General features: G+C 51.9%; 20 protein-coding genes, 1 tRNA gene and 1 pseudogene. 10 read left to right on the forward strand and 12 right to left on the reverse strand.

The features are described 5' to 3' along the window. Positions 1 to 3: 3 nt before the first annotated feature. Positions 4 to 3477, reverse strand: a complete 3474-nt coding sequence (gene secA, locus F4Y64_08820; GenBank protein MXX97698.1) for a preprotein translocase subunit SecA — start codon at positions 3475 to 3477, stop codon at positions 4 to 6. A 164-nt stretch (positions 3478 to 3641) separates the two neighbouring features. On the opposite strand from secA, the gene porQ reads away from it, so the two are divergent. Then, the gene (gene porQ, locus F4Y64_08825; protein ID MXX97699.1) at positions 3642 to 4610 is read left to right on the forward strand and encodes a type IX secretion system protein PorQ; all 969 of its coding nucleotides are present in this window, start codon (positions 3642 to 3644) and stop codon (positions 4608 to 4610) included. Here porQ and F4Y64_08830 read toward each other — a convergent pair. The 7 genes from F4Y64_08830 to F4Y64_08860 form a co-directional block, all read right to left on the reverse strand. Next, entirely contained in the window at positions 4591 to 5499 is a 909-nt protein-coding gene (locus F4Y64_08830; protein ID MXX97700.1) for a tyrosine-type recombinase/integrase, read from the reverse strand. The genes porQ and F4Y64_08830 overlap by 20 nt on opposite strands. A gap of 32 nt (positions 5500 to 5531) precedes the next feature. Next, positions 5532 to 7130 carry a 2-oxoglutarate dehydrogenase, E2 component, dihydrolipoamide succinyltransferase gene (locus tag F4Y64_08835; GenBank protein ID MXX97701.1) on the reverse strand — a complete coding sequence of 533 codons (1599 nt, stop codon included), beginning with the start codon at positions 7128 to 7130 and terminating at the stop codon, positions 5532 to 5534. A 56-nt stretch (positions 7131 to 7186) separates the two neighbouring features. Then, positions 7187 to 9295, reverse strand: coding sequence for a sodium-translocating pyrophosphatase (locus F4Y64_08840; protein MXX97702.1), 2109 nt, complete (start codon positions 9293 to 9295; stop codon positions 7187 to 7189). 72 nt (positions 9296 to 9367) lie between these two features. Then, on the reverse strand, positions 9368 to 10000 hold the full coding sequence (locus F4Y64_08845; protein MXX97703.1) for an aminoacyl-tRNA hydrolase: 633 nt from the start codon (positions 9998 to 10000) through the stop codon (positions 9368 to 9370). 29 nt (positions 10001 to 10029) lie between these two features. Continuing rightward, positions 10030 to 10638: a 50S ribosomal protein L25 gene (locus tag F4Y64_08850; GenBank protein ID MXX97704.1), complete on the reverse strand. Its 609-nt coding sequence runs from the start codon at positions 10636 to 10638 to the stop codon at positions 10030 to 10032. A 15-nt stretch (positions 10639 to 10653) separates the two neighbouring features. Next, on the reverse strand, positions 10654 to 11592 hold the full coding sequence (locus tag F4Y64_08855; GenBank protein ID MXX97705.1) for a ribose-phosphate pyrophosphokinase: 939 nt from the start codon (positions 11590 to 11592) through the stop codon (positions 10654 to 10656). A 31-nt stretch (positions 11593 to 11623) separates the two neighbouring features. Further along, positions 11624 to 11694: transfer RNA gene (locus tag F4Y64_08860), tRNA-Gln, on the reverse strand. An 89-nt stretch (positions 11695 to 11783) separates the two neighbouring features. Here F4Y64_08860 and F4Y64_08865 point away from each other — a divergent pair. From F4Y64_08865 to F4Y64_08900, 8 genes are all read left to right on the forward strand, one after another. Beyond that, a complete protein-coding gene (locus tag F4Y64_08865; GenBank protein MXX97706.1) occupies positions 11784 to 12530 on the forward strand; it encodes an aspartate/glutamate racemase family protein in 747 nt (248 codons plus the stop codon). 84 nt (positions 12531 to 12614) lie between these two features. Further along, positions 12615 to 13559, forward strand: coding sequence for an SDR family oxidoreductase (locus F4Y64_08870; protein ID MXX97707.1), 945 nt, complete (start codon positions 12615 to 12617; stop codon positions 13557 to 13559). 3 nt (positions 13560 to 13562) lie between these two features. Then, positions 13563 to 14522, forward strand: a complete 960-nt coding sequence (locus tag F4Y64_08875; protein MXX97708.1) for a GDP-L-fucose synthase — start codon at positions 13563 to 13565, stop codon at positions 14520 to 14522. After that, complete coding sequence (gene gmd, locus F4Y64_08880) at positions 14519 to 15565, forward strand: GDP-mannose 4,6-dehydratase (protein MXX97709.1); 1047 nt, start codon at positions 14519 to 14521, stop codon at positions 15563 to 15565. Before F4Y64_08875 ends, gmd begins: the two co-directional genes overlap by 4 nt. Before the next feature lie 55 nt (positions 15566 to 15620). Continuing rightward, the gene (locus tag F4Y64_08885; GenBank protein MXX97710.1) at positions 15621 to 16370 is read left to right on the forward strand and encodes an NTP transferase domain-containing protein; all 750 of its coding nucleotides are present in this window, start codon (positions 15621 to 15623) and stop codon (positions 16368 to 16370) included. Positions 16371 to 16376: 6 nt separating this feature from the next. After that, entirely contained in the window at positions 16377 to 16850 is a 474-nt protein-coding gene (locus F4Y64_08890) for a dTDP-4-dehydrorhamnose 3,5-epimerase (protein MXX97711.1), read from the forward strand. A gap of 3 nt (positions 16851 to 16853) precedes the next feature. Continuing rightward, positions 16854 to 17852 (forward strand): glucose-1-phosphate thymidylyltransferase, encoded by a 999-nt coding sequence (locus tag F4Y64_08895; protein ID MXX97712.1) that lies wholly within the window; start codon positions 16854 to 16856, stop codon positions 17850 to 17852. Next, entirely contained in the window at positions 17852 to 19474 is a 1623-nt protein-coding gene (locus F4Y64_08900) for an altronate dehydratase (GenBank protein ID MXX97713.1), read from the forward strand. Before F4Y64_08895 ends, F4Y64_08900 begins: the two co-directional genes overlap by 1 nt. Before the next feature lie 235 nt (positions 19475 to 19709). Here the strand turns inward: F4Y64_08900 and F4Y64_08905 are convergent, their stop codons facing one another. The 3 genes and pseudogenes from F4Y64_08905 to F4Y64_08915 form a co-directional block, all read right to left on the reverse strand. Beyond that, positions 19710 to 20567, reverse strand: coding sequence for a T9SS type A sorting domain-containing protein (locus F4Y64_08905; protein ID MXX97714.1), 858 nt, complete (start codon positions 20565 to 20567; stop codon positions 19710 to 19712). Beyond that, on the reverse strand, positions 20527 to 21111 hold the full coding sequence (locus F4Y64_08910; protein MXX97715.1) for a hypothetical protein: 585 nt from the start codon (positions 21109 to 21111) through the stop codon (positions 20527 to 20529). The genes F4Y64_08905 and F4Y64_08910 overlap by 41 nt, the downstream gene beginning before the upstream one ends. A gap of 225 nt (positions 21112 to 21336) precedes the next feature. Further along, positions 21337 to 21420, reverse strand: a pseudogene (locus tag F4Y64_08915) (ATP-binding protein). Between the two features lie 469 nt (positions 21421 to 21889). Between F4Y64_08915 and F4Y64_08920 the strand changes: the two are divergent. Beyond that, on the forward strand, positions 21890 to 22696 hold the full coding sequence (locus F4Y64_08920; GenBank protein ID MXX97716.1) for a tetratricopeptide repeat protein: 807 nt from the start codon (positions 21890 to 21892) through the stop codon (positions 22694 to 22696). A gap of 158 nt (positions 22697 to 22854) precedes the next feature. Here the strand turns inward: F4Y64_08920 and bshC are convergent, their stop codons facing one another. Further along, positions 22855 to 24423 carry a bacillithiol biosynthesis cysteine-adding enzyme BshC gene (bshC, locus tag F4Y64_08925; protein MXX97717.1) on the reverse strand — a complete coding sequence of 523 codons (1569 nt, stop codon included), beginning with the start codon at positions 24421 to 24423 and terminating at the stop codon, positions 22855 to 22857. Positions 24424 to 24483: the final 60 nt, after the last annotated feature.

Below are 24483 nucleotides of genomic sequence, written 5' to 3' on the forward strand. Positions count from 1 at the left end.
CCTCTATTCACGTCCGTGGCAGAATTTATATTTCTTGCCGCTTCCGCACGGACAGGGGGAATTCCTGCCGACTCGCTCTCCTGCCAGAACGGGCTGACGTTTTGCACTTGGATCCCGGTCGGCCCCGTTTGATTTGGGAGCAATCACGCCGAAGGACGGCGCCGCAGGGCGGTGTCTGGCCTGGGCACGCTGACGATCCATCCGACTAGTCTGGTTTGTGTTTGCTCCCCCACGCCGCTCAACGACCGGTCCTGCCCGGAAGACGAAAGTCACTACGTTCTCGCCAATCTGCTCAATCACCTCCGAGAAAAGCCGGAATGCCTCCATCTTATACTCTACCAGTGGATCACGCTGGCCGTATGCCCGAAGGCCAATCCCCTCCTTCACCTCATCCAGCGAGCGCAAATGTTCGGTCCAGTACTCATCAATCAACGAGAGCATCGCTGTCTTTTCGAGACTATCATTGATCTCCTGCCCTTCTGTTTCAACGACATCATCAATGCGAACGACCGTGCGCAGCCTGCGATGCCCATCGGAGAAATCTACAAACGCACGTTCCGGCTTATTCTCTGCATCACTCTCCTGAACGGTCTTCATGCTGTTGTAGAACGGCCCGGCCAGCGCGCGGCGCTTGCGCTCATAATATTCAACTGCTTTATTGAAGGCATCCTCTGTCACACCGTCATCCCCCAAATCAAAGAACCGCTGGCGGTCAATCTCGTAGTCGAAGGACAAAAGTCGGCGAAACTCTTCCCGCAACTCATCCATCTCCCCTTCACCGTGGTGACGCTGTACGAGTCGCTCAATCAGTTTGTACAGCATATCCAAAACCTCACCCCGCATACGCTCTCCTTTCAACGCATGCATGCGACGATCGTAGATCACTTCACGCTGTGAGTTCAACACATCGTCATACTCCAGCTGTCGTTTCCGGATGGCGAAGTTATTCTGTTCCACCTTTTTCTGTGCCCGCTCAATGCTCTTGGTAACCCATGGGTGCGTGATCACTGCTCCCTCCTCAAGCTTGAGCCGATCCATGACACCTGCCACCCGGTCAGGCCCGAAGAGTCGCATCAAATCGTCTTCCAGCGACACGTAGAACTGGCTTTCTCCTGGATCTCCCTGGCGTCCCGACCGGCCTCTGAGCTGTAGATCTATACGTCGGCTTTCGTGCCGCTCTGTTCCGATAATCGCGAGCCCGCCCAACTTCACAATTCCGGCACCAAGCTTGATGTCGGTACCACGGCCCGCCATGTTGGTGGCGATTGTGACAGCTCCCCGTCGACCAGCCTCTGCAACAATCAGAGACTCCTGCTTTGCACGATCACGCTTTGCATTGAGCACATTATGCTGAATGCGCGCACGCTTCAGCATCCTGCTCAGGGTTTCGGATACCTCAACCGAGGTCGTACCGACAAGAACCGGCTGTCCTTTGTCGTGATATTCTTCAATCTTATCAATGACTGCGCTGTATTTCTCCCGTTTTGATCTGAAGACAAGATCGTCCAAATCCTCCCTTGCAATGGGTTTATTGGTCGGGACTACCACAACATCCATCTTATAGATCTTGTGGAACTCTTCCGCTTCTGTTTCTGCAGTCCCGGTCATGCCAGCGAGTTTGCTGTACATCCGGAAGTAATTTTGAAGCGTGATTGTTGCATAGGTCTGGGTCGCCGCCTGTACTTTGACTCCCTCTTTCGCCTCAATCGCCTGGTGCAATCCATCTGAGTATCGCCGACCCGATAGCACCCGACCGGTGTGTGTATCCACGATCTGAACTTTTCCGTCCTGAACAATGTACTCTGTATCCCGCTCGTAAAGAGTATAAGCCTTTAACAACTGCTCAATCGCATGGAGTCTCTCCGCGCGCTCTGAATAGGTGGAATACAGTTTTCGTGTTTCTTCATCAAGGGTATTCTTCAGGACGCGCAGGTCATTCTGTAGCTTATGCTCACGCTTCTCCTCGGAAAGATCTTCACGACCCCGAATGGACTCGTACATCTTCTGTTTATGACCCTCATATTCCCGCTTTAAACGGGCCGTCTCCTCCCCGACGTCTGGAAGAATGAACAAATTTACATCTTCCCCTGCTGCCCGTGCAATGAACTCGCGCCCCTGATCGGTTGGCTCCAATGCATGCTGCTTCTCATCTAGTGCATAATGCATCTCATCATCCACCACCGGCATTCTCTTTGCATTATCCTGCAAATAGAAATACTCTGTCTTGCGCTTGAGTTGTTCGACACCGGGCTCCTGCAACAGCTTCATGAGCCGCCTATTTCGAGGGAAACCGCGAGATGCGCGCAAAAGCGCCAAGCCCGCGTCCGCTTCAAAGTCTTTTGCTTCTCTTTCCTCACCACGCTCAAGGGCCAGATCACGATTCTTTAGATTCTTTTCTGCTTCCGAGACAAAGCCTGCGACCAGTCGCTTCTGTGCGTGCACAAGCCGATCAACCGCAGGCTTGAGCTCATCAAACCGACTCTTGCTCGCCTGTGGGACCGGTCCACTGATAATGAGCGGCGTTCGAGCTTCATCCACCAGGACAGAGTCCACTTCATCCACAATGGAAAAATGATGTCCGCGCTGTACCAGTTGATTGGGGTCAATCACAAACGAGTTATCCCGCAGGTAATCAAATCCAAATTCATTGTTTGTCCCGTAGGTAATATCCGCTCGATACGCCTTGCGACGCCCTTCCGAATGTGCGTCATACCCGTCGATTACATCTACGGTTAACCCCAGAAACTCAAAGATGGGCCCCATCCACTCGGCATCACGCTGTGCCAGATAAGGATTGACCGTGATCAGGTGCACCCCGCGACCAAGAAGTGCATTCAGATAAACTGGTGCTACCGCAACCAGGGTTTTTCCTTCCCCTGTTTTCATCTCGGCGATATTCCCTCGATGAAGGACTACTCCACCGATCAACTGCACATCATAAGGGATCATTTCCCACCGGATCACTGTCCCTCCTGCCTCCCATTCATTGGGCCAGATGGCCCAGGAGCCTTGAATTTCGGGGTAGGCACGGCGGCTACTGATGGCGTGGTCATGCTCGGTGGCGCGAACCTTCAGGGAGCCCCTTTCGGTCAGACGTCGACAGACTTCCTTGACCAGCGCAAAGGCCTCCGGGAGAATTTCGTCCAAGGTTTCTTCGCCGACCTCCAGCCACTCGTCTTCCAGTTCGTCCAACTCCTCAAAATACTCCTGTCGGTCCTCCAATGTCAGCACCTCTTCTTTGTCTGGTGCATGTCCCGTTCGTAGCGCAGTCTGGATCTCTTGCCTTCGTTCTTCGATCTCTGCAACGGCAGCTCGAATTTTCTGCCGGTACACGTCCGTGCGTCCACGCAATTCGTCATCCGACAGCGCTTTGACAATGGGAGTCGCTTTGAGGATCTCAGCGACTACCGGCTCATACTTGCGATCAATTTCGCGCTGATTCTTATCACCGAAAAATTGATTGATGAAGTTCAACATCGTACTAAAAATTTTCACTACCCACGCTAGATGTGCCCTTTGTAGGGGGCAAACTGCGATATACCCCTATGGTACGCACTTCAACGGAGGGCGTTTAACACGCATTTAGCCTGGATCCGTTCCCCTTCCCTACGGGTACACGGCGTCATTCGTGTATCTCCATTATGGCCAAGCGAAGCACTTCATTCTGGCTGGGTATCGTTATCTGTTTGTTCACAACCTCGAACGTACGGAGCCAAACGCTATCTGGTTTCGATTTTTTGCGGCTTGAACCTTCTGCAGAAGCGGCCGCACTCGGTGGGACGCTCCCGGATGCCACCTCCAGCCAAAGTAGTGCCATCCTTTATAATCCGGCATTGCTGAATCGTAAGGCGGGGGGCAGTCTCTCGGTATCATGGCTGAACCACCTGAGTGATCTCCAGTCCGGCACGGTTACGTATGCCCATGACCTTGGCGGGCTCGGTATGGCTGGTGTGGGAGTACGGTTCTTTCACTGGGGAAAAATAGATCAGGCCGATGCGAATGGCGAGCGCATTGGTACGCTTGCTTCTAGTAATGTTGCACTGTCTGCAGGATTATCTCGTCCATGGCACTCCCGATTCCGATACGGAGCGAGCCTCCATCTAGCCTATACCTCCATTGGTGAATTCAATGCCGTCGCAGTCGCCATGGATGTAGGGCTGGTCTACCATGTTCCTGATCAGGGCCTCACCGCCTCCATCGGGGGCACGAACGTCGGTAGATCTCTTTCCAGTCTTGGCCAATCAAGGGATGCCATGCCCCTGGACTTGCGGATGGCTGTATCCAAGCGACTCAGGTATATCCCGGTACTCGTCGGTCTCACGGTCTATAATCTGCAGCATATCCATGAGATTACGACGGTGAATGAGGGATTCCGGCATGCGATTTTCAGTCTGGAATTCCAGGCAATCCCTGCCTTTGATCTCCGACTGGGCTATAACCACCGTAAACGAAACCTCAAGTCTGATCGGCGGCTGGATATGGCCGGAACGACCGTTGGATTTGGCTTGCACATCCGACGCTTTGAGCTTGATTATTCGTTCAGTTCCTGGTCATTTGCCGGGCTGCACCAGTTCACAGTGACAACCAGGTTCAGTAAGAGGGATCAATGAGGCCCCTTGTTTTGAGATTGTTCACCCGATGGTAGAAGCGGTGTGGACCTATCTGTTCTTTGAGCTCCTCTTTGGAGATCCCTTGCTGAATCATTAAATAAATGGCCGTGTGCGACAGGCTCTGCGGGGACACCTCAATGCGCGTAATCATGGCAAGATCAAGCAGCCCGCGCATACGGGACCGGACAGTACGTACCTTTAACCGTTCATACTTCTCACGGGTGCCGAGTGATTGAAAGAGCGGATCCTTTGGCCCTATCGGTTGTCGCCGCGTTGCAAGATAAGCCCTTAGGCTTTGATAGGTTTGCTGATCCAGGGGCACAATACGCCGATTCTCCCCACGAATATTCAACTCTTCCCCCATCAGGGTATTCTCCAGGTCCTCGTAATTACATTTCGTAATTTCCGTTTCCGACAGGCCCTTACGTAGCATACAGCACAGGATGGCTTGATCACGCAGCCGAATAGGGGCCCTGCCTTCGGAAACCTTAAATAAGCGCTTGATCTCATCCTCTGTCAGGATCCCACGGCCCAAGGGACGAGGCTGGGGCTTGACCCTGATATTTTTGGCCGGATCTTCCTGTAGCAGCCCCTCATTCACGAGGAACACGAAAAATTGCCGTACTGCGGTCAGGTAAGTCTGGATCGTAGCATGGCTCACATGGCGTTCCGTTTTGAGATAGATCGGAAACTTCTCCAGATTTTCCTGGGACAATTCCACATTCCCTCCTTGCTCCAATATCCACAACTTGAAAATCTCAAGCGACTTCCCGTATGTCTTTACGGTGGCTTGAGATTTACCCTGCGCCAGCGTGCTCAAAAAAAAATCCACACGCGCAAGGATCGCATCGGTTGTCAAGGTCTTGACTAGATCGCGATCTTTTAGCATGGAAGAACTCTCCGGGTATCAACTCAGCCGTCTCAAAGCTCCATGTCTGGATCTAGGTTTTCAATCACTTCTGAGCATCGACGAAGGAAAGCAATCCCCATCGCCCCGTCAATGATCCGATGATCATACGACAGGGACAAGACCATCATATGTCTGATCGCAATCGTATCACCATGGTCTGGATGTTCAATAACCACCGGACGTTTGATGATAGTTCCAGTTGCCAATATAGCAACTTGAGGCTGTAGTATGATTGGAGTTCCCATCAGAGACCCGAGTGACCCTACGTTGGTCAAGGTAAAGGTCCCTCCTTGCAGATCATCTGGAAGCAGCTCCGACGCTCGTGCACGATGGGCTAAGTCATTGGCTGCATGGGCAAGTCCGGTGATGCTTAATCGCCCGGCATTGCGGATCACCGGCACAATCAACCCCGACTGTTCCAGTGCGACGGCAACCCCGATATGATGGTCTTTGCGTACGATAATCTTGTCTCCTTCGACAGAGCTGTTGAGCAGTGGAAAGTCACGCAGTGCTTCTACTGCAGCATAAATCAGGAAGGGGGCGTACGTCAGCTTCACGCCATCGCGTGCATAAAAGGCCTCCTTATTGGCTTCCCGAATTCGAACCAGCCGTGTTGCGTCCACCTCTGCAAACGAGGTCACATGCGCAGCAATGCGTCGCGACTTCGTCATATGCTCGGCAATCAACTGACGCATCCGATCCATCTGGATGACCTCCACCCGATCCCCTTTCCGGCCAGAATCCCAGGGAGCCGGCGTTTTTCTGGCGGGTGACACGGCCTTCTTCTTCGGTTTGGGAGAAGGTGCGCCTTTTCGGGATTCCAAGTGATCTACAAGGTCCTTTTTTGTAATCCGCCCAGAACGCCCGGAGCCTTTGATGCCAGCTAGTTCCTCTCGGGAAATATTCTCGGTCTCTGCAATACTGCGAACCAGTGGGCTTAGAAAACGCCCATCCTCCAAATGCCGTGCTCCCTCCGGTTCGGATGGCTCGGGTAATTTAGGTTCTGGCGCAGGCTCAGGTTCTGATACGCTCTCAGAGGGAGATGCTACTACTGGAGTATTTGCACTACCCTCCGCGCCAATAATGGCAATCGTGGTTCCAACATCCACCGTCTCTCCTTCGGGCACCAGAATTTTCCGCACAATCCCTGCAGCAGGGGCAGGCACATCGGTATCCACTTTGTCGGTCCCGATCTCTAGGAGCGTCTCATCCAATTCAACAGAATCTCCTTCTTTCTTATGCCAAGCAATGACTGTCCCCTCAGTGATGCTCTCGCCCATTTTCGGCATTACGACGGGGGTGTCCTCAACCGTAGATGCGGCTGGTGGTGGCGGGCTGGAATCCGAGGATGTCGGCTCCGGGGTCGTTTCTTCGGTATGAATCACAGCAATCACATGCCCGACGGGAACGGTCTCCCCCTCCGGGGTAAGGATTTTCCCGACGACTCCGGCCGTCGGCGCAGGTACATCCGTATCTACTTTGTCGGTCCCAATTTCCAGGAGCGTCTCATCCAGTTCAACAGGGTCTCCCTCTTTCTTATGCCAAACAATGACGGTTCCTTCGGTAATACTCTCGCCCATTTTGGGCATTGGGACTTCAACCTTTGCCATGGCATCAAATTTTTGGACTCATCTCCAACGTACCAATCAACGCCCAAGTTGTTTATTTACAGCAGCGGTGCAATCACAAGAGCAACCACGGCGATTAATTTAATCAGAATATTCAAACTTGGGCCGGATGTGTCCTTGAACGGATCCCCTACGGTATCCCCAACGACTGCAGCTTTGTGCGCTTCGGTGCCTTTTCCTAATATCACCCCATCAATATTCATTCCTCCTTCGATGCGTTTCTTCGCGTTATCCCACGCGCCGCCGGCATTGGACTGAAATATGGCAAACAGAACCCCAGACACGGTGACGCCAACCAGTAGCCCCCCCAACATATCCTTGCTGATAAAGCCAATCATAACCGGCAGCGCAATCGCCAACAGGCCGGGAGCAACCATTTCCCGAATAGCGGCGGCGGTTGAAATATCCACGCACTTGGCATACTCGGCGGGAGCCGTTCCTTCACGTAGCCCTGGAATCTCATTGAACTGCCTTCCCACTTCTACAATCATATCGGCGGACGCGCGTCCTACCGCAGCCATTGCCATCGCACTGAACACATAAGGCAGTGTCGCCCCGATCAGGAGTCCGGCAAGGATATTGGGCTGTGCCACATTAATAGTTTCAAGCCCGGTCTGCTGCATGAATGCAGCAAAGAGCGCGAGCGCCGTCAATGCCGCAGAACCAATGGCAAATCCTTTCCCGATGGCGGCAGTCGTATTCCCGACGGCATCTAGCTTATCGGTTCTCTCCCGCACTTCGGCGGGGAGGTGTGTCATTTCGGCGATTCCGCCAGCGTTATCGCTGATCGGGCCGTAGGCATCCACAGCCAGCTGAATTCCTGTGACCGATAACATCCCAACAGCAGCAATCGCAATTCCATACAGACCTGCCGTACTGAAAGCTCCAATAATCGCCAATGCCAGTACGATCGCGGGAATTCCCGTTGAATACATACCGGTCCCCAGACCGGAAATAATATTCGTTGCAGCACCCGTGACACTCTGCTTTGCAATCCGCAGAGTGGGCTGCGTCGTGGTGGCGGTAAAATATTCTGTCGCCAAGCCAATCAACACGCCGGCTGCCAAGCCGATCAGCATGGCCAAAAATACTCCCAGCGCTGTATAAACCCGTTCACCGACAATGCTTGTCGTTGCAGTCCACTCACCTGGCAACATCCAGGAGATCACAAAGAACGCAGCCACGGCCATGACTGCACTTGCACCAAATTCGCCCAGGTTCAATCCTCTCTGGGGATTCCCCCCTTCTTTGACACGGACAAAGTAGGATGCCAGAACGGAGACAAGAATCCCGACGGCCCCGAGAACCAGGGGAAGAAGTACTGCACTGATGCTTCCCAGAGCTGCACCAGATCCCTCAAATACCGTCAGGAACCCAGTCCCAAGCACCATTGCTCCAATGATGGAGCCGACATAGCTTTCAAAAAGATCTGCACCCATGCCGGCAACATCCCCCACGTTATCTCCTACATTGTCGGCGATCGTAGCGGGGTTTCGTGGATCATCTTCTGGAATCCCTTCATAGACCTTACCAGCGAGGTCGGCCCCCACATCTGCGGCCTTGGTATAGATCCCACCCCCGACACGGGCAAAAAGCGCAATGGATGAGGCACCGAGTGAAAACCCAGAAATCACCTCAATCACCCGAATCGTGGTCCAATCCGTCAACTCGCTATAGGCCAAAAACAATCCACCAAGCCCTAGAATCCCCAATCCTACCACGCATAGACCCATGACCAGACCACCAGAAAAAGCAATGTCCAGTGCAGGAGCTAGACCGGTTCGTGCCGCATTGGTGGTACGAACATTCGCTTTTGTGGCAACACGCATGCCAATGAACCCCGCGGCGCCACTACAAAATGCACCGACAAAGAACGACACGGCAACCATTGGAGATTGCCCTGTATCCGAATCACTTAACCAACCGGTAAAGACCAGAATGGCAGCCACGGATAAAACAAAGACGGCAATGACACGATACTCCCGGTTCAGGAACGCCTGTGCTCCCCGGGCGATATGCCCGGCAATCGTGACCATTTGTTCCGTACCTGGATCTTGTCTGGAGATCCATCGTGCCCGCATCCAGGCAAATATGAGTGCCACCACGCCACAGGCACACACCAAAAGGATTAGAGGGATAGATTGCATATGTGTAGAAATTCAAATCGGCCGTATAAGCAACGAACTCATAATTTGCACGACCGCCTAGGGTTTAGTAGTTCATGATGATTGGGCTCGCCCAGGAGTTTCTTCTGATTGCTTCTCAGAGGTCCGGGTGCGACGATTAAAACGATTCATGGCAGGTACAATCCCTTCTGCAACAAACATTAGGGCCGCATCCCGCGAATGGTCAAGTGTAGGGTTGATCGTTTCCCTCTCTTTTTGGTCGAAAGAGGAGAGTACATGATCCTTCTGCGTGCCCTGCTCAAATTCTTCTCCGATCCCGACGCGCAGCCTTGGAATATTCTCGTCTCCGAGAGCATCAATAATACTCTGCATCCCATTGTGACCTCCTGCACTCCCACTTTGACGCAGCCTTAGCGTACCGACAGGTAAATACAGGTCATCCATGACGACCAGAAATTCCCGGCCGCTAAGTCGCATACGTCGCTGAAAGCTGCGGGCAGATTCCCCACTTCGGTTCATCCAGGTTTGAGGTTTTGCGACGGTAAAGGCGTGTCCCCGCCAACGCCCTTTCCCCGCAACTGAATTCGTTCGGGAATGGGGGCGCAAGGTGATCCTGCAGCGCTCTGCGATCCGGTCAATCACTTCATAACCTACGTTATGGCGTGTTCCCTCGTATTCCGGGCCTGGGTTACCCAACCCAAGGATTACGCACTGTTTCTGTGGCATTAAAAAGCCGGAGTCGGCTTGTCTGGTACCTATTCCTCAATCTCCTCCTCTTCTTCCTCCTCTACTTCCTCGTCCACCTCTTCTTCCTCTTCTACAGCACGTGGACGCATGACTGTCATCAAAATTTGATCCTCCGGTGCAAGAAACTCCAGGGCCTCCTCCTCAAGATCACGTAGATAAATAGAGTCCCCGATATCCACTTCTCTCACATCAATATCAATCCGTGCAGGAATGTCCCGTGGGAAACAACTGACCAACAACTCATTCAAAACAAACTGAGGCGATCCACCCTTTGATTGTCCTACGGATACTCCAATAAAATTGAGCGGGATGGAAAGCGTCACTTTCTCGCCTGCCTGGAGTGCCTGAAAATCAACATGTATCGGACGATCCGTGACCGGATGATACGTAACATCCTTCACGATGCACTCCCAGGAATCGTCTCCAAGACTGACGTTCACAATGTGCGTTCGGTCCGTAAAAATGAGTGGATGCAGGCTTCGTTCACTCGTCACAAAAGGGTGTGCATCCACATGACGCCCATAAAGAACACAAGGAACATTCCCTTGTCTGCGCGCTGCCCTGGCAGAAGCTTTGCCAGGTGTACGCGCCTGTGCTGAAATCGAAATCACATTCATGGATTCTAGAACTAACTAATTAAACAATGTAGAAACAGAGTCGTCCGTGGAGATACGCTGGATGGCATCTGCAAACATCGCAGCAACACTGACCACCTCAATACGGTCAGACTTCCGCTTGAGTGGCACACTATCAGTCACCAGGAGCTTACTCAAAACAGAAGCCTCAACCCGTTCATAGGCTTTTCCTGACAACAATGGATGCGTGCATGCGGCCATGATTTCATGCGCTCCGGCATCTCTGAGAGCATTCGCAGCATTGGTCAATGTCCCGGCAGTGTCAATGATGTCGTCAATCAATAGCACATTACGTCCTTTAACCTCGCCAATAATGTTCATGATCTCTGCTTCATTCGGGTGGGGTCTGCGCTTATCAATGACTGCAAGGTCCGTGTCCAGTCGGTTGGCATAGGCGCGGGCCATCTTGATCGCACCTACGTCCGGTGCAACAACCACCAGGTTCGTCAGGCGAATTTTTTGAAGATAGCCCGCGAATACTGCTGAGGCATACAAATGATCCACAGGAACATTAAAAAATCCCTGAATCTGTGATGCATGCAAATCCATGGTGAGCAATCGGTTGATCCCGGCAGTCTGAAGGAGATCCGCCATGAGCTTAGCGGCAATGGGAACTCTCGGCTGATCCTTCCGCTCCTGACGGGCATATCCAAAGTAAGGGACGACGGCATTGATTCGGTCGGCAGATGCACGCTTGGCGGCATCAATCAGGAGTAACAGCTCCATCCAGTTGTCTGCATTCGGATACGTACTCTGTACGATAAACAGGTCCCTCCCCCGGATAGACTCCTGATATTTTGCGTATAATTCTCCATCCGAAAACACAACACGCTGCAGCTTTCCGAGCGGTTGACCGTAGGCTTCGGCAATCTTTTCCGCTAGCGCGGGGTTACTGCTACCCGTAAAGATTCCAACGGGGGGTTCCTGACATGACATTAATTCGTGTATTGTATTGGGACAAAGGAGGTTGCCCGGGGAGGACTCGAACCTCCACCGACGGCTCCAAAGGCCGCTGTCCTGCCATTAGACGACCGGGCAATTACGTATAACGATCCCACTTCGTGTTAGAAAATTGCAAAGATAACAAGAATCCTGCTCTCCTTTGCGTAAATTGACGTGAAAATTTGATGAAAAATCCAGTTATCGGCATAATTGGGGGAATGGGCCCGCAAGCAGGACTTGACCTAGCCGCAAAAGTGATTGCGCAAACACGAGCCGTCACGGATCAGGATCACCTTCCGATGGCGCTGCTGTCCTATGGCCACTTGATTGGCGATCGGAGCGCCTACGTATTTGGGGAGTCGAGTGAGAATCCGGGAATTGCAATTGCCTCGGTTGCCCGTGAACTTTCCAGCCTCGGGGTTCAGGTCGCAGGGATCCCTTGTAATTCTGCACATGCTCCGCAAATTTTTGACGAATTGACACGGTTATCAAAGGGAATCCGCATCCTGCACCTTATCCAGGAGACCGTTCGCCACATCCAGGAAACCTTGCCGGACATGACCCGAATTGGATGTTTATCCACGTTGAGCGTTCATCGCCTGGGCCTGTACCGATCTGCACTGGAAAATGCCGGCTATACACCCGTAATGCCCACCGATGAGGTGGCAGAGCAGGTGGTTCACCGAGCCATCTTTGACCCCGGGTTTGGAATCAAGGCTCATTCTGCCCCTGTCACGGATCAGGCGCGGGCAATGGTACTCTCTGCGGTGGCTCACTGCCGTAGCAGAGGAGCGGAGAGTGTCATTCTGGGGTGCACAGAGCTCCCACTTGCTGTTTCCCATGCCAAGGACATCCCCCTGATTGACCCTGCCTGTGCTCTGGCACGTGCACTGATCCGTGAGACATCGCCTCAAAAACTTGTTCCCCTTTGATCAAATTCCTAAGCGCCAAGTCGTAAATTTGGGTACTACAATGGATATGGTATTGCATAGCTTAAGATTCATCTGCCGTCGTTGATGCTGCGAACTTTGATCACCGGTGGCGCTGGCTTTCTTGGGTCTCATCTATGTGACCGGCTGCTTGACGATGGGCATGAGGTGGTCTGTATGGACAATTTCCTGACCGGATCACCGGACAATATTTCACATTTGACCGGGCACCCACGTTTTAGCTTTCTTGAGCATGATGTGACCGAGTATATCACGATTGAAGGGCCGCTCGACTACGTGCTCCATTTCGCGAGTCCGGCATCTCCGATTGATTATCTGCGCCTTCCGATCCAGACACTCAAGGTTGGGGCTCTGGGAACACACAATGCTCTTGGGCTGACCAAAGCAAAGAATGCATGTTTCCTTTTGGCATCCACCAGCGAGGTCTATGGAGATCCGAACACGCATCCCCAAAAAGAGACGTACTGGGGGAATGTCAACCCGGTTGGCTTGCGTGGGGTCTATGATGAGGCAAAACGGTTCGCAGAAGCGATCACAATGGCCTATCACCGCCATCACAATGTCCCGACTCGTATCGTACGTATCTTCAACACGTATGGCCCCCGTATGCGCCTCAACGATGGCAGAGCACTCCCGGCGTTTATGCGTCAGGCGCTCTCTGGAGAGCCGATCACCGTCCACGGAACGGGCAAACAAACCCGCTCATTTACCTATGTGGACGACACCATTGAGGGGATCGTACGGCTGCTCTACAGCAATGTAACCTCCCCGGTAAATATTGGGTGCTGCGATGAAATTTCCATCCTTGAGTTTGCAAAAGAAATTATTGCGCTGGTCAACAGTACAAGTGCGATTACTCATGACCCGCTCCCTGAAGATGACCCTAAAAGCCGTCGACCGGACATCTCTCTGGCGAACAGGCTCCTGGATTGGAGTCCCGGGGTGGACCGGGAAGAAGGTCTGCGACGTACACTCGTCTATGTTCTTGAGAAAATCGGCCAGGCGCCCTGATCCATGCATCTGAAAAATCTGGATGCATCCATTTATGTAGCCGGGCACAGAGGACTGCTTGGGCGTGCACTAGTGAAGAAGCTCCGTGCAAGTGGATATACGAATTTGCTGCTTCGCACAAGTGCAGAGCTGGATCTTCGATGCCAACGCTCGGTCAACCACTTCTTTGAAGAAGAACAGCCGGAATTCGTGATTCTGGCTGCTGCGCGGGTTGGGGGGATCCTTGCCAATGATCAATATCCGGCAGACTTTCTGGGGGATAATCTCTCGATCCAGAACCATGTCCTGGATGCCGCAAAAAATACCGGTGTAAAGCGTCTGCTTTTTCTTGGGAGCACCTGCATTTATCCCCGGGAGGCCGAACAACCCCTGAAGGAAACGGCTTTACTCAGCGGACCGCTTGAGACGACGAACCGATGGTATGCGGTTGCCAAGATTACCGGTGCCGTTCAATGTCAGGCACTGCGGCGTCAGCATGGCTGTGATTTTGTAACGGTCATGGCAACAAACCTCTATGGACCGGGGGACAACTTTGACCTCGCCTCCAGTCACGTACTGCCAGCACTCATGCGAAAGCTTCATGAAGCACACACGTCTGGCGAAGGACGAATCTCTGTCTGGGGTTCTGGAACTCCCCGCCGAGAATTTCTCTACAGTGAAGACATGGCAGATGCCTGTGTATTTGTGCTGCAAACACCGGAGGAAGAACTTTTGCGTATCGCGCCCGATTCCATGCTGAATGTGGGCTGTGGACAGGACTTCAGTATTTCCGACCTATGCAGGCTCCTTCAGGAGGTGATGGGCACAGACTGTGTACTTGAATTTGACTCCTCCAAGCCAGATGGCACCCCACGGAAGCTTGTTGACGTTTCACGCTTGACCGAGTTGGGCTGGACGGCTCCAACCTCATTACAGAGAGGGATTCACAAGACGTATACGTGGTACAAGTCCCAATGCCAATGAAGAATAAAACAGCTTTGATTACCGGTGTGACCGGTCAGGATGGTGCATATCTCTCTGAACTCCTTCTGGATAAGGGATACACTGTTCACGGTGTGAAACGCCGTGCAAGCCTCTTTAATACGCAGCGGATCGATCATCTGTACATGGATCCACATGTTGACCAAGCGCGGTTCCGACTCCATTACGGGGATCTGACCGACTCGACCAACCTGATTCGCATTGTGCAGGAAGTGCAACCGGATGAGATCTATAACTTGGGCGCGCAGAGCCATGTACAGGTCAGCTTTGACACCCCCGAATACACGGCGAATGCGGATGCGGTTGGGGTTTTAAGGCTGCTGGAGGCGGTTCGTATCCTGGGTATGACCGACCAAATCCGATTTTATCAGGCGTCTACCAGCGAACTCTTCGGCAACGCGCCGCCCCCTCAATCCGAAACAACTCCGTTCCGCCCCCGAAGCCCCTACGGTGCCGCCAAGCTCTACGCCTACTGGATCACAGTCAACTATCGAGAAGCCTATGGCATGTATGCCTGCAACGGAATTCTTTTCAACCATGAAAGCCCGCTGCGTGGGGAGACGTTTGTGACTCGCAAAATCACCCGGGCCGCAGCAAGGATCCAGCTTGGGATTGATCAAAAGCTATACCTCGGAAATCTTGATGCCAAGCGGGACTGGGGACATGCGCGCGACTATGTAGAAGGGATGTGGCGGATGCTGCAACAGGAAGTTGCGCGTGACTATGTGTTAGCAACCGGACGAGCCACCTCGGTACGAACCCTCTGCTCTTTGGCCTTCGCGGAAGCGGGGCTGCCTTTGGAATGGAAGGGTACCGGAAAGAATGAAAAGGGGCACTGTAAAAAAACCGGACGTATCCTTGTCGAAGTTGACCCTCGCTATTATCGACCCGCCGAAGTGGATCATTTACGGGGAGATTCCTCTCTTGCGTGGAAAGAGCTCGGCTGGAAACCAACCACCACTTTCGAGGACATGATCCAAGAAATGGTCCAGGGTGATCTCCGACGGGAACAGGATCTTCATTAAGCGGATCAAAGCTCCGATACAACCTTGACCTCGCCCTAAACTGCACTTTTCGCACATGCATGAGCTCCTGAATGGGATCGTCCTTGCCGGCGGCACAGGAAGTCGATTGTACCCTCTTACGAAGGTTACCAACAAGCATTTGCTTCCTGTGGGAAGATATCCAATGATTTACCATCCGCTCATGCGACTCCAGGAAGCCGGCATTGAGCGGGTTGCTGTAGTTACCAGCCCTGAACATATGGGAGATGTTGTGAATCTCCTCGGAAGCGGAAGGACACTGGGACTTGACCTGACGTACCGTGTTCAGGATCAACCAGGTGGCATTGCGCAGGCGCTGGGGTTATGTGAGCATTTTGCCGGTGGCAAGCCCTTTCTGGTCGCCCTTGGAGACAATATCCTAGAAGACAGCCTGACTCGTGAGGTGGATTTGTTTCGTCGCCAGAAAGATGGCGCACGTATTCTCTTGAAGGCCGTTCCGGATCCTGAGCGTTATGGGGTCCCCCGCTTCCAAGGAGGGGAGATTGTCGAAATCATGGAAAAACCCGAATCTCCACCGAGCCAGTATGCGGTGACGGGACTTTATTTCTATGACGCACAAGTGTTCGACTTTATTCGCACTCTCTCCCCGAGTCGGCGTGGTGAATACGAAGTTAGTGACCTGAATTCCGCTTATGTCAAATACAGTACCTTAACCTATGGCGTACTGGAGGGCTGGTGGGGAGATGCGGGGACGCTAGAGGGCTGGCATGAGGCGAATCAGCTCGCACGGAACCTTGTCTATCCTGCATTGAGTACTGAGGTATAATGACCAATGAACTGGAGAACGGGCGTGGTACATGACTGCATCGTACGGCTGTTGCCTCGCTATACAGATGAGCGCGGCTGGCTGTCAGAAATCTTCCGGCACGATGAACTGGAGAAAGAATTCCACCCCGTGATGGCCTATGTTTCTCTAACGCGTGCCGACATTACCCGCGGCCCGCATGAACATCGCCATCAGACCGACCTTTTTGCATTTTTGAATGGATCCTTCCGGCTCTACCTGTGGGATGATCGTGAAGACTCCCCGACTTATGGAACCAGGCAAGTACTGGATGCCGGAGGGGAATCCCCAACGGCCGTCCTGATCCCTCCAGGAGTGATCCATGCTTACCGGAATACTGGCGCATCGGATGCACTCGTCATCAACTGCCCCAACCGGCTCTATGCCGGGCGCGGTAAAATGAATCCAGTGGACGAAATCCGCTGGGAAGAACGCCCTGATCGCAACCTAATTCTTGACTAACCCGTGAAGCTTATTATCCCTATGGCTGGGCATGGCAAACGCTTGCGCCCCCAGTCATCTATCACACCGAAGCCACTTATGACCGTACGTGGTCAATGTATGGTGGAACGTATTGTAGAAAAATTTACCCATACCCTGCCCCGTTCCGTTACGGACGGTGTTTTTATCCTTGGGCCGGGGTTTGATCGCAAGGCCTACGACATCCTGGATTCTGTTTGCGACCGGCATGGTATCCAGGCGCATTATATCATTCAGGAAGAGGCAAAAGGAACAGCACATGCGGTCATGTGCGCACAGGAATTTCTGGCAGGAGAAGGCGTTGTCGTCTACGCCGATACAGTCTTTGACATGGACCCCATTCATGATCTGCACAGCAGTGACGTTGTGGCCTGGGTCAGGGAAGTAGAGGATCCTAGCAGGTTTGGGGTTGCCGTACGGGAAGGGGATCAAGTTACGGCCTTCGTGGAAAAACCGAAAGAATTCATCTCCAACGAGGCACTGATCGGTATCTACTACGTCAGACATTTGGAAAAACTACAGGCAGCAATCCAGGTGCTCTTTGACAACAATATCTGTGGCAAGGGTGGAGAATACTATCTAACGGATGCCTTTGACGGGATGCTAAAGCAGGGGTTAATCTTTCGGACTGCTGCAGTGAATGCATGGCTGGACTGTGGGACGCTGGATGCATTTATGGATACGACCCGATACCTTCTTGATCATGAGCCGCAGACTACGGCTAGGCCCGGTTGTACGAATTCAATCGTCCATGAGCCTGTATACATCGCCGAAGATGCGGTCGTGAAGAACTCCGTTATCGGCCCTTACGTGAGTGTGGAAGCCGGTGCTCATGTAGCGGACTCCATCATTCGGGGCAGTATCATTTTTGAATCTGCATGTGTTCGGGGCTCCGTCTTACATGAATCTATGATTGGTGCAAACAGTGTTGTTGCCGGTATGTACAAAAAAATCAACGTTGGTGACCACTCCTATCTGCAATAATGTCGATTCGTGTGCTGCAGATCCACCCGAGTGACAATGTCGCAGTTGCTCTAGCCTCTATGCCAGCAGGCGTAGAGGCTCTGTCCGGTTGTGTAACGCAAGCTCCCGTACCGGCAAAACACAAGGTTGTAACCCAACCTATCAGAGCATCGGAACCCGTCTTGATGTACGGTGTCACCGTGGGGAAGGCCTTGCGTGATCTACGCCCCGGTGACCGATTAAGCCAGAGAGATCTCATCCACGATACCTCTGCATATCGTGTGAGAGATGTGCCTCGAGCGTGGAATCCCCCGGATGTCTCGAAATGGGCAACGACAGTTTTTCAGGGATATCATCGCACGGATGGCCAGGTGGGGACAGCGAATTATTGGATCGTGGTCCCGATGGTGTTCTGCGAGAACCGGAATATTGATGTCCTTCGACGCGCGTTTGAGGATGAGTTGGGATATGGGATGGATTCTGAGTACCGGAGCCTAGTTGCCGCCCTAGCCCATGCACACCGCACCGGCAAGCCGTTCATTGAAACAGATCTGGCACCGGTTAGATCTACTCCACTATTTGAGAATGTAGACGGGATACGGTTCCTTACCCATCATATGGGCTGCGGTGGAACCCGGCAGGACGCCCGCACTCTCTGTGGGCTTTTGGCGGGATACCTGAACCATCCAAATGTATGCGGTGCAACCGTACTGAGCCTCGGATGCGAGAATGCCGAGTTGAAATTGTTGATGGAAGAAGTGCGTGGGCGTAACCCAACATTCGAAAAGCCTCTTCACATTTTCCGGCAGCAATCCTTTGCCAGCGCCGATAGCCTGATCACAAAGGCAATTAACGATACGTTTGCCGGCTTGCGAAAGGCCAACCGGCTTCGCCGGGCCCCTGCTCCGCTGAGCAAGCTCACGTTAGGCTTGGAATGCGGAGGCTCAGATGGGTTCAGTGGAATTACGGCAAATCCAGCCATGGGATACACGACTGATTTGCTTGTTGCGCTGGGTGGCAACGCCATTCTGGGGGAATTTCCAGAACTCTGCGGCCAAGAGCAGGCATTGATTGACCGATGTACCCATGTCTCAATCGCGGAACGCTTCGTGCACTTGATGGAATCCTATTCGGCCTTGGCAGAAGCGGTTGGGTCCGGCTTTGATATGAACCCGTCTCCAGGAAATATCCGGGATGGATTATTGACAGATGCGATGAAGAGCGCCGGTGCTGTACGAAAAGGTGGCACCTCCCCCATCACAGCGGTTCTTGACTACCCTGAATATGTAATTACGCCGGGCCTGAACCTTTTGTGTACGCCCGGCGGTGATGTTGAATCTACGACTGCCATTGCCGGAGCAGGCGCTCAGATTATTCTCTTTTCCACAGGGATGGGAACTCCGACGGGCAATCCCGTTGCACAGGTCGCCAAAATCAGTAGCAATTCAGCGCTCGCTGATCGCATCCCGGATTTGATCGACTTGGATGCCGGGGGCATCCTGAACGGCCAGGATACTATTGAATCTGTGGGCGAGCAAATTCTCGATTTGGTCGTGCAGATCGCAAGCGGAGATTTGACTCCCGCTTCTGAGCGTTTGGGTCAAAACGACTTCATCCCCTGGAAACGTGGTATATCTCTGTAGAAGGAGACGGCTACGGTAATTTGGAAGAGTAACCGTGTACAGCAAACCTTTGCAGAAGGACCGGATGTAGTGTTCACTTTTTTCAAAATCCCGCCCTATGATATCCGTGCCAGAGATAACTGCCGAAGTCAAGACAAAACGCTCCCGCCTATTCAATACGAAAGCGCCCCGATACCACTGGTGAGCATCGGGGCGCTTTCTTTGGATTCCGGGTAGCTGAACTACTCTGCATACATTACTTCATCAGCGTCATGAGACCCGTCTTCTGATACCTACTTCCCGATCCTATCGCAACCATCCGATACAGATAGGTTCCTGATGCAAGTTGAACGGCATTCAGTTCAATGGTGTGGTTCACACCCGCTTCAAACACCTGTGAGGGTAACTCCATTACCCTGCGTCCCAACACATCACTGACCTGCAGTGTCACCTGCGCCCTCTCAGGAAGATCAAACTGGATCCGTGTTGACGGATTGAACGGGTTCGGATAGTTCCCATGGAGCACGAACTCCGAAGGGATTTCGCTAATCCCGTCCTCAACGGCCGTTGACACACGAGGAAAGAATGAACCAGCCACAATGAGGTCCGGATCGCCGGGGAATATTCCAGGAGGAACTTCGATTATATTCCCATAAGTCGTTCTGAGAGTTCCTTCCTCATCATCATTGGGATTATCTGGATCATCCCAGTAATAATCCACAAAAACACTATCGGATCGGGCTGCTTCAATGATTTTGTACACAAACGTCGTATCCCCTCTAAGATCGGCGTTGCCAAGGACCGTGCGACCTTGCCGAAAGGGGTCTGTTGCGTGGAAAAACACATACCCTTTCTCCGTAATTACGTAGAGGTAAACGGTGCCGTGTCTGAAGTGTCCGCCATCTTCAACCTTTATTCGGAACTGACATCCCAACTGACGAGTGAATGTTATCCCGCGCGATTCACGAAGGTCTCGCAACCATTTCGTAGCACCGTCCACAAACATTTTCAGAGTTTCGCGACTCACCACTTGGTCAGCAGAAACCTCAGGGAAATCGATATCAGTAATGGGTTTACACAGACCTTCTAAATCCTGCGAATATCCAGCAACCATCACAAACTCGTGGTTGTTTATACGTGATCTGTGATCTGTATCGCATCGCAAAACTCGTCATCGTCGTACAGTCTGAGCGGTTCGCTGGATCACTGTACTTACAGTACTCCACCTTTATTGCTTCCTCTTTCGTTGCCTTCAACATCTCTTTGAACACCTCCGTCCCTTCTCCATCTATTTGATCAAGTACGTATTGCTTGTTTAACTGGGGAGACTTCCCATGAAAAGAAATGCGTCCCCCATCACCAATGATTACCAGATAGATCTCGCCTGAATGTAAATCAGAACCGTCTGTGTACAGATCCTGTAAGATTGCAAGCCCTTCGTCAAGGTCCTCCAATTTTTCAAACTCCGAGGCGGCCCAAGTGACAAAAGCCTTCAGAGAATCTTCATTCACGATTCCATCCTCACCCACGACTGCACTGGCTGTCACCTTCGGCACCTGCGCCTGTAGTGAGTTTGAGTCTGAAAACTGAATCCCTGCTCCCCAAAAGATGATCAAGGTCAGGGTAACTATAAATTTCCATCTAATCGATAACATCATACTACTTGTAGGTTTTGACTGATTCGGATAGGCTAAACATAAGGAAATTATAGTGAATAGTTGAACGGTCTCCGCTCATTCTCGCTCGATTTTTTCAGATTCAGAGATAGAATCGTCCATTGGGTCATCCCTCCGCAGTACTACCTTCCTAACCATCTCACGCATGGTCATCCCGCTATAACGCGGATTTACGCACGGCTCGTCCAACATCTCGTCTAAACGGTCCCCCACGGACTGCGCTAAGGTGGTCTTACCGCACTGACGAGGTCCATGGATCAGGTTAACTGGTGAGTACCCCCTCTTTTCAATAAGAAGAGACTGTAAATTTCGAGGAATGAGAGCTCTCCCAGTCATTTTGCGAATAGTTGTCGGTGAATGCTTTGACTAATTGTCAGCATACTTATCGGCTGAATGTCAGTTTCAATCCCGGCTGAATGTCAATCTTAATTCAGAGTATATGTTAGAATTAAGGAACAGCAGCGTAATATTATTTTCAGTTTCATATGTGTGTTAGAATATGATTCGGCTGGATGTCAGAAGATACTACATCTGAATGTCAAAGTATAATAAATATAATTGTGAGAACGGCTACGGAACGTGAAATCCAGGAGGGTTTATATGGTTGTTTCCCGACGGCAGTAGAGCCTGAGTCTGAAAAGGACAATCTTTCAGAGGGACGATATTTAACCTGGGTTTGGGAATCAACCTTTGAGTCATCAATGGATAAGACCTGACCTGAGTTGAGGAACAAAGAATTTGATTATATCTATCATCTTCAATGCGGAATACAATGAAATTCTGGGGAGTTCTTACCCTTGTCAGCCTTTTTCTATTCAACGTAGCAACACAAGCGCAATCTAACGAAGAAAGGCTTCTCGGAGGGATGGCGCTACTCAACGGTGGATCAAACAATAGGAATTTTGACCAGGTCCTGGAAGCGCGTAGAATCCTAGAGCAGATCACGGAAGATGAAAATCTCGCAATCTGGGCTCATTACTACGCGGGATCTGCATCTGGTGCTCTGGCCAATATGATTACAGAAGGTCGCGTACCTGAGCGAAAACGCGAGCTCGTCGACCATATCAACTCTGCTATTCAACATATGGAAGTGGTCTTGGAGCTGGATCCGATGTTTGCAGAAGGATGGAGCTTGCTTTCCAGCGCATATATACACAAAATTTCTGTGAGACCACTGAAAGCCATAGGATTAAGCCGCAAGTACCGGCGAGCCAGGGCCAAGGCCCTAGAACTGGAACCTAAGAACCCCAGAGTAATCTTAGTGAGCGGAATTATTGACTACGCCCTCCCCGGGATTGTCGGGGGAAATAAGGATCATGCTGTGGGGGCATTTGAAGAAGCTGCACGTCTCTTTGCCGAAGAAGTCATTGACGACCCCTTTGCGCCCTCCTGGGGGCATGATGAAGTCTATGCCCGACTGGGAATTGTTTATATGGATCGAGGAGATCTTGTGGACGCCAGAAATGCTTTCGAACGATCCCTTAAGATCAACCCTGAATTCGGATGGGTGTCACAAGACTTGATTCCCTCCCTGGAAAAACTCGAAGCTGCCGCATCAAACAGCTAACTGCTGGAAGTTCTTCGAACGGTTGATAGAGGACTCCGGCAGCACGACCCAGTTGACTTGGCTTCAACGGGATCGCATCAAACCTGCAGAACGGTTGTTCGCCCTAGGTTTCCCCAGAGCACATGCTCTGATCTGGCCATGAAAATTCGCCAACCTGATCATACCAGTGTCATAAGTTGGTGCTCTCCACAGTAATCAATATTGAGCCGCGAGCGCACTTGATCCAGGAAGCTGTCACCGTACTTGGTTAGAAAATAGAGGGCTGGCAATTCCCGTTCCTGAAAATTCCCATTGGGGTACAGCGCTTCTTTGCAGTGTTCAATCTGAGTCCTTAGTTGTTCGTGCCGTCGCTTTTCGGCACGTTCGGCCCGCTGTTGTAGCTTCGAGAGAGCTTTCCTCCATTGTGCCAAGGTCGCCTCTACGGTAGGTTGCAGCGTCACATCCACCTCCGTCACTGCCGGTCTTAATCCATCCGCACTCTCATCAAGCATCACTCCGGCCTTTTTGAACGCTTGTGCAAGTTCTGACCCTTCCAGTACGCGTTTGCGCATGATTTCCGGGATTTCACTGCCCAGTTCCTCTGCCGCCAAATCATGACGGTCCATCAACTCTGCAATCCTTGGCTCAATGATTGTAAGACTTGCCCGTGGGAAAATAATGGGCATTGGGCGCTTTGCCCAAGTATATAGCGATTTAAGCTGAGCGAAATATGCTATCTCTCCCGGACCCGCTACGTAGGCAACCGTGGGCAACAATGAATCCTGTACAAGCGGCCGCATAACAACATTGGGACTCAAGCTGCACGGTGGAATTTCGTGGATCTGATCAATTGGAATGATCTTCTCTTCGGAAAATTGTGGGCTATAGCCATTGCCTGTCGGATGTAATGCTTCCCGCTGCGACTCGCTGAGCAGAAATACATTCCCAGGGCGAACATGAACCTGTGCATGATAATCCTCTTCCAGAGCATCGCTGGTCGCCTTTAAAGCCGTGTGAGTTGTCGCGTATTCTTTTAATTCACGTCGAAGCAGAGGAGCAATCAGTTCTTTCAGTCGGCAGTCTTCTGGGTTCATAAAGACCATCGAATCACTGCCCAGGAGAGATTTTAATGTCTGGGCAAATGCATCAGTGAACGTGGTTCCTTGGTGATATGCTGAGTAGTAACTTCCCAGTACTTCATCTCGGAATTCTGTCATCGGTAGTTGGTCGATGAGCTCCCCCCGGACACGATCAATCTCTGCATTGAAGACCAGAGAGCCCACGCTGCCAAGATTGCCTGTCTCGGGGAGTCTGTGTCCCTCGTACCATATCTTCCTGCCGACCAGACTGATCTGTCGCACTTCATCAAGATCATGATCTCCTCCTTCAATCCAAAAGACCGGTATGACCGGTCGGGAAAGTACACTTGTCAGGCGATCCGCTAAACGAACAGCGGACAAGGCCTTGTACAGTGTGTAGAGCGGGCCGCCAAAAATCCCGACCTGTTGGCCGGTGACCACTGCTAATGAATCTGGGTCTCGAAGTTGCGATGCCAGAGTTCCATTATTCCAGTTAGAATTTTGCTCTTCAAGTACATCGACTAATATCTGACGATCCACGGGGCTCGTCGTCAGATTTTGGGCAACCGCTTCGTAACTGCTGTTCTCACGCCAATCTCCTGCATAGTAGTCCGCTAGCCGAGCGTACTCCGTCGTGTAGGTAGAGAAAAGCCGTGATACTCCCTTCATTCCCTTATAGATCTTATAGCAGGACGGTTCTGCCTGATTAGCGCTACCTTAGCGCGATCC

This window comes from Rhodothermaceae bacterium, assembly GCA_009838195.1.
Taxonomy (GTDB): Bacteria; Bacteroidota; Rhodothermia; order Rhodothermales; family Bin80; genus Bin80.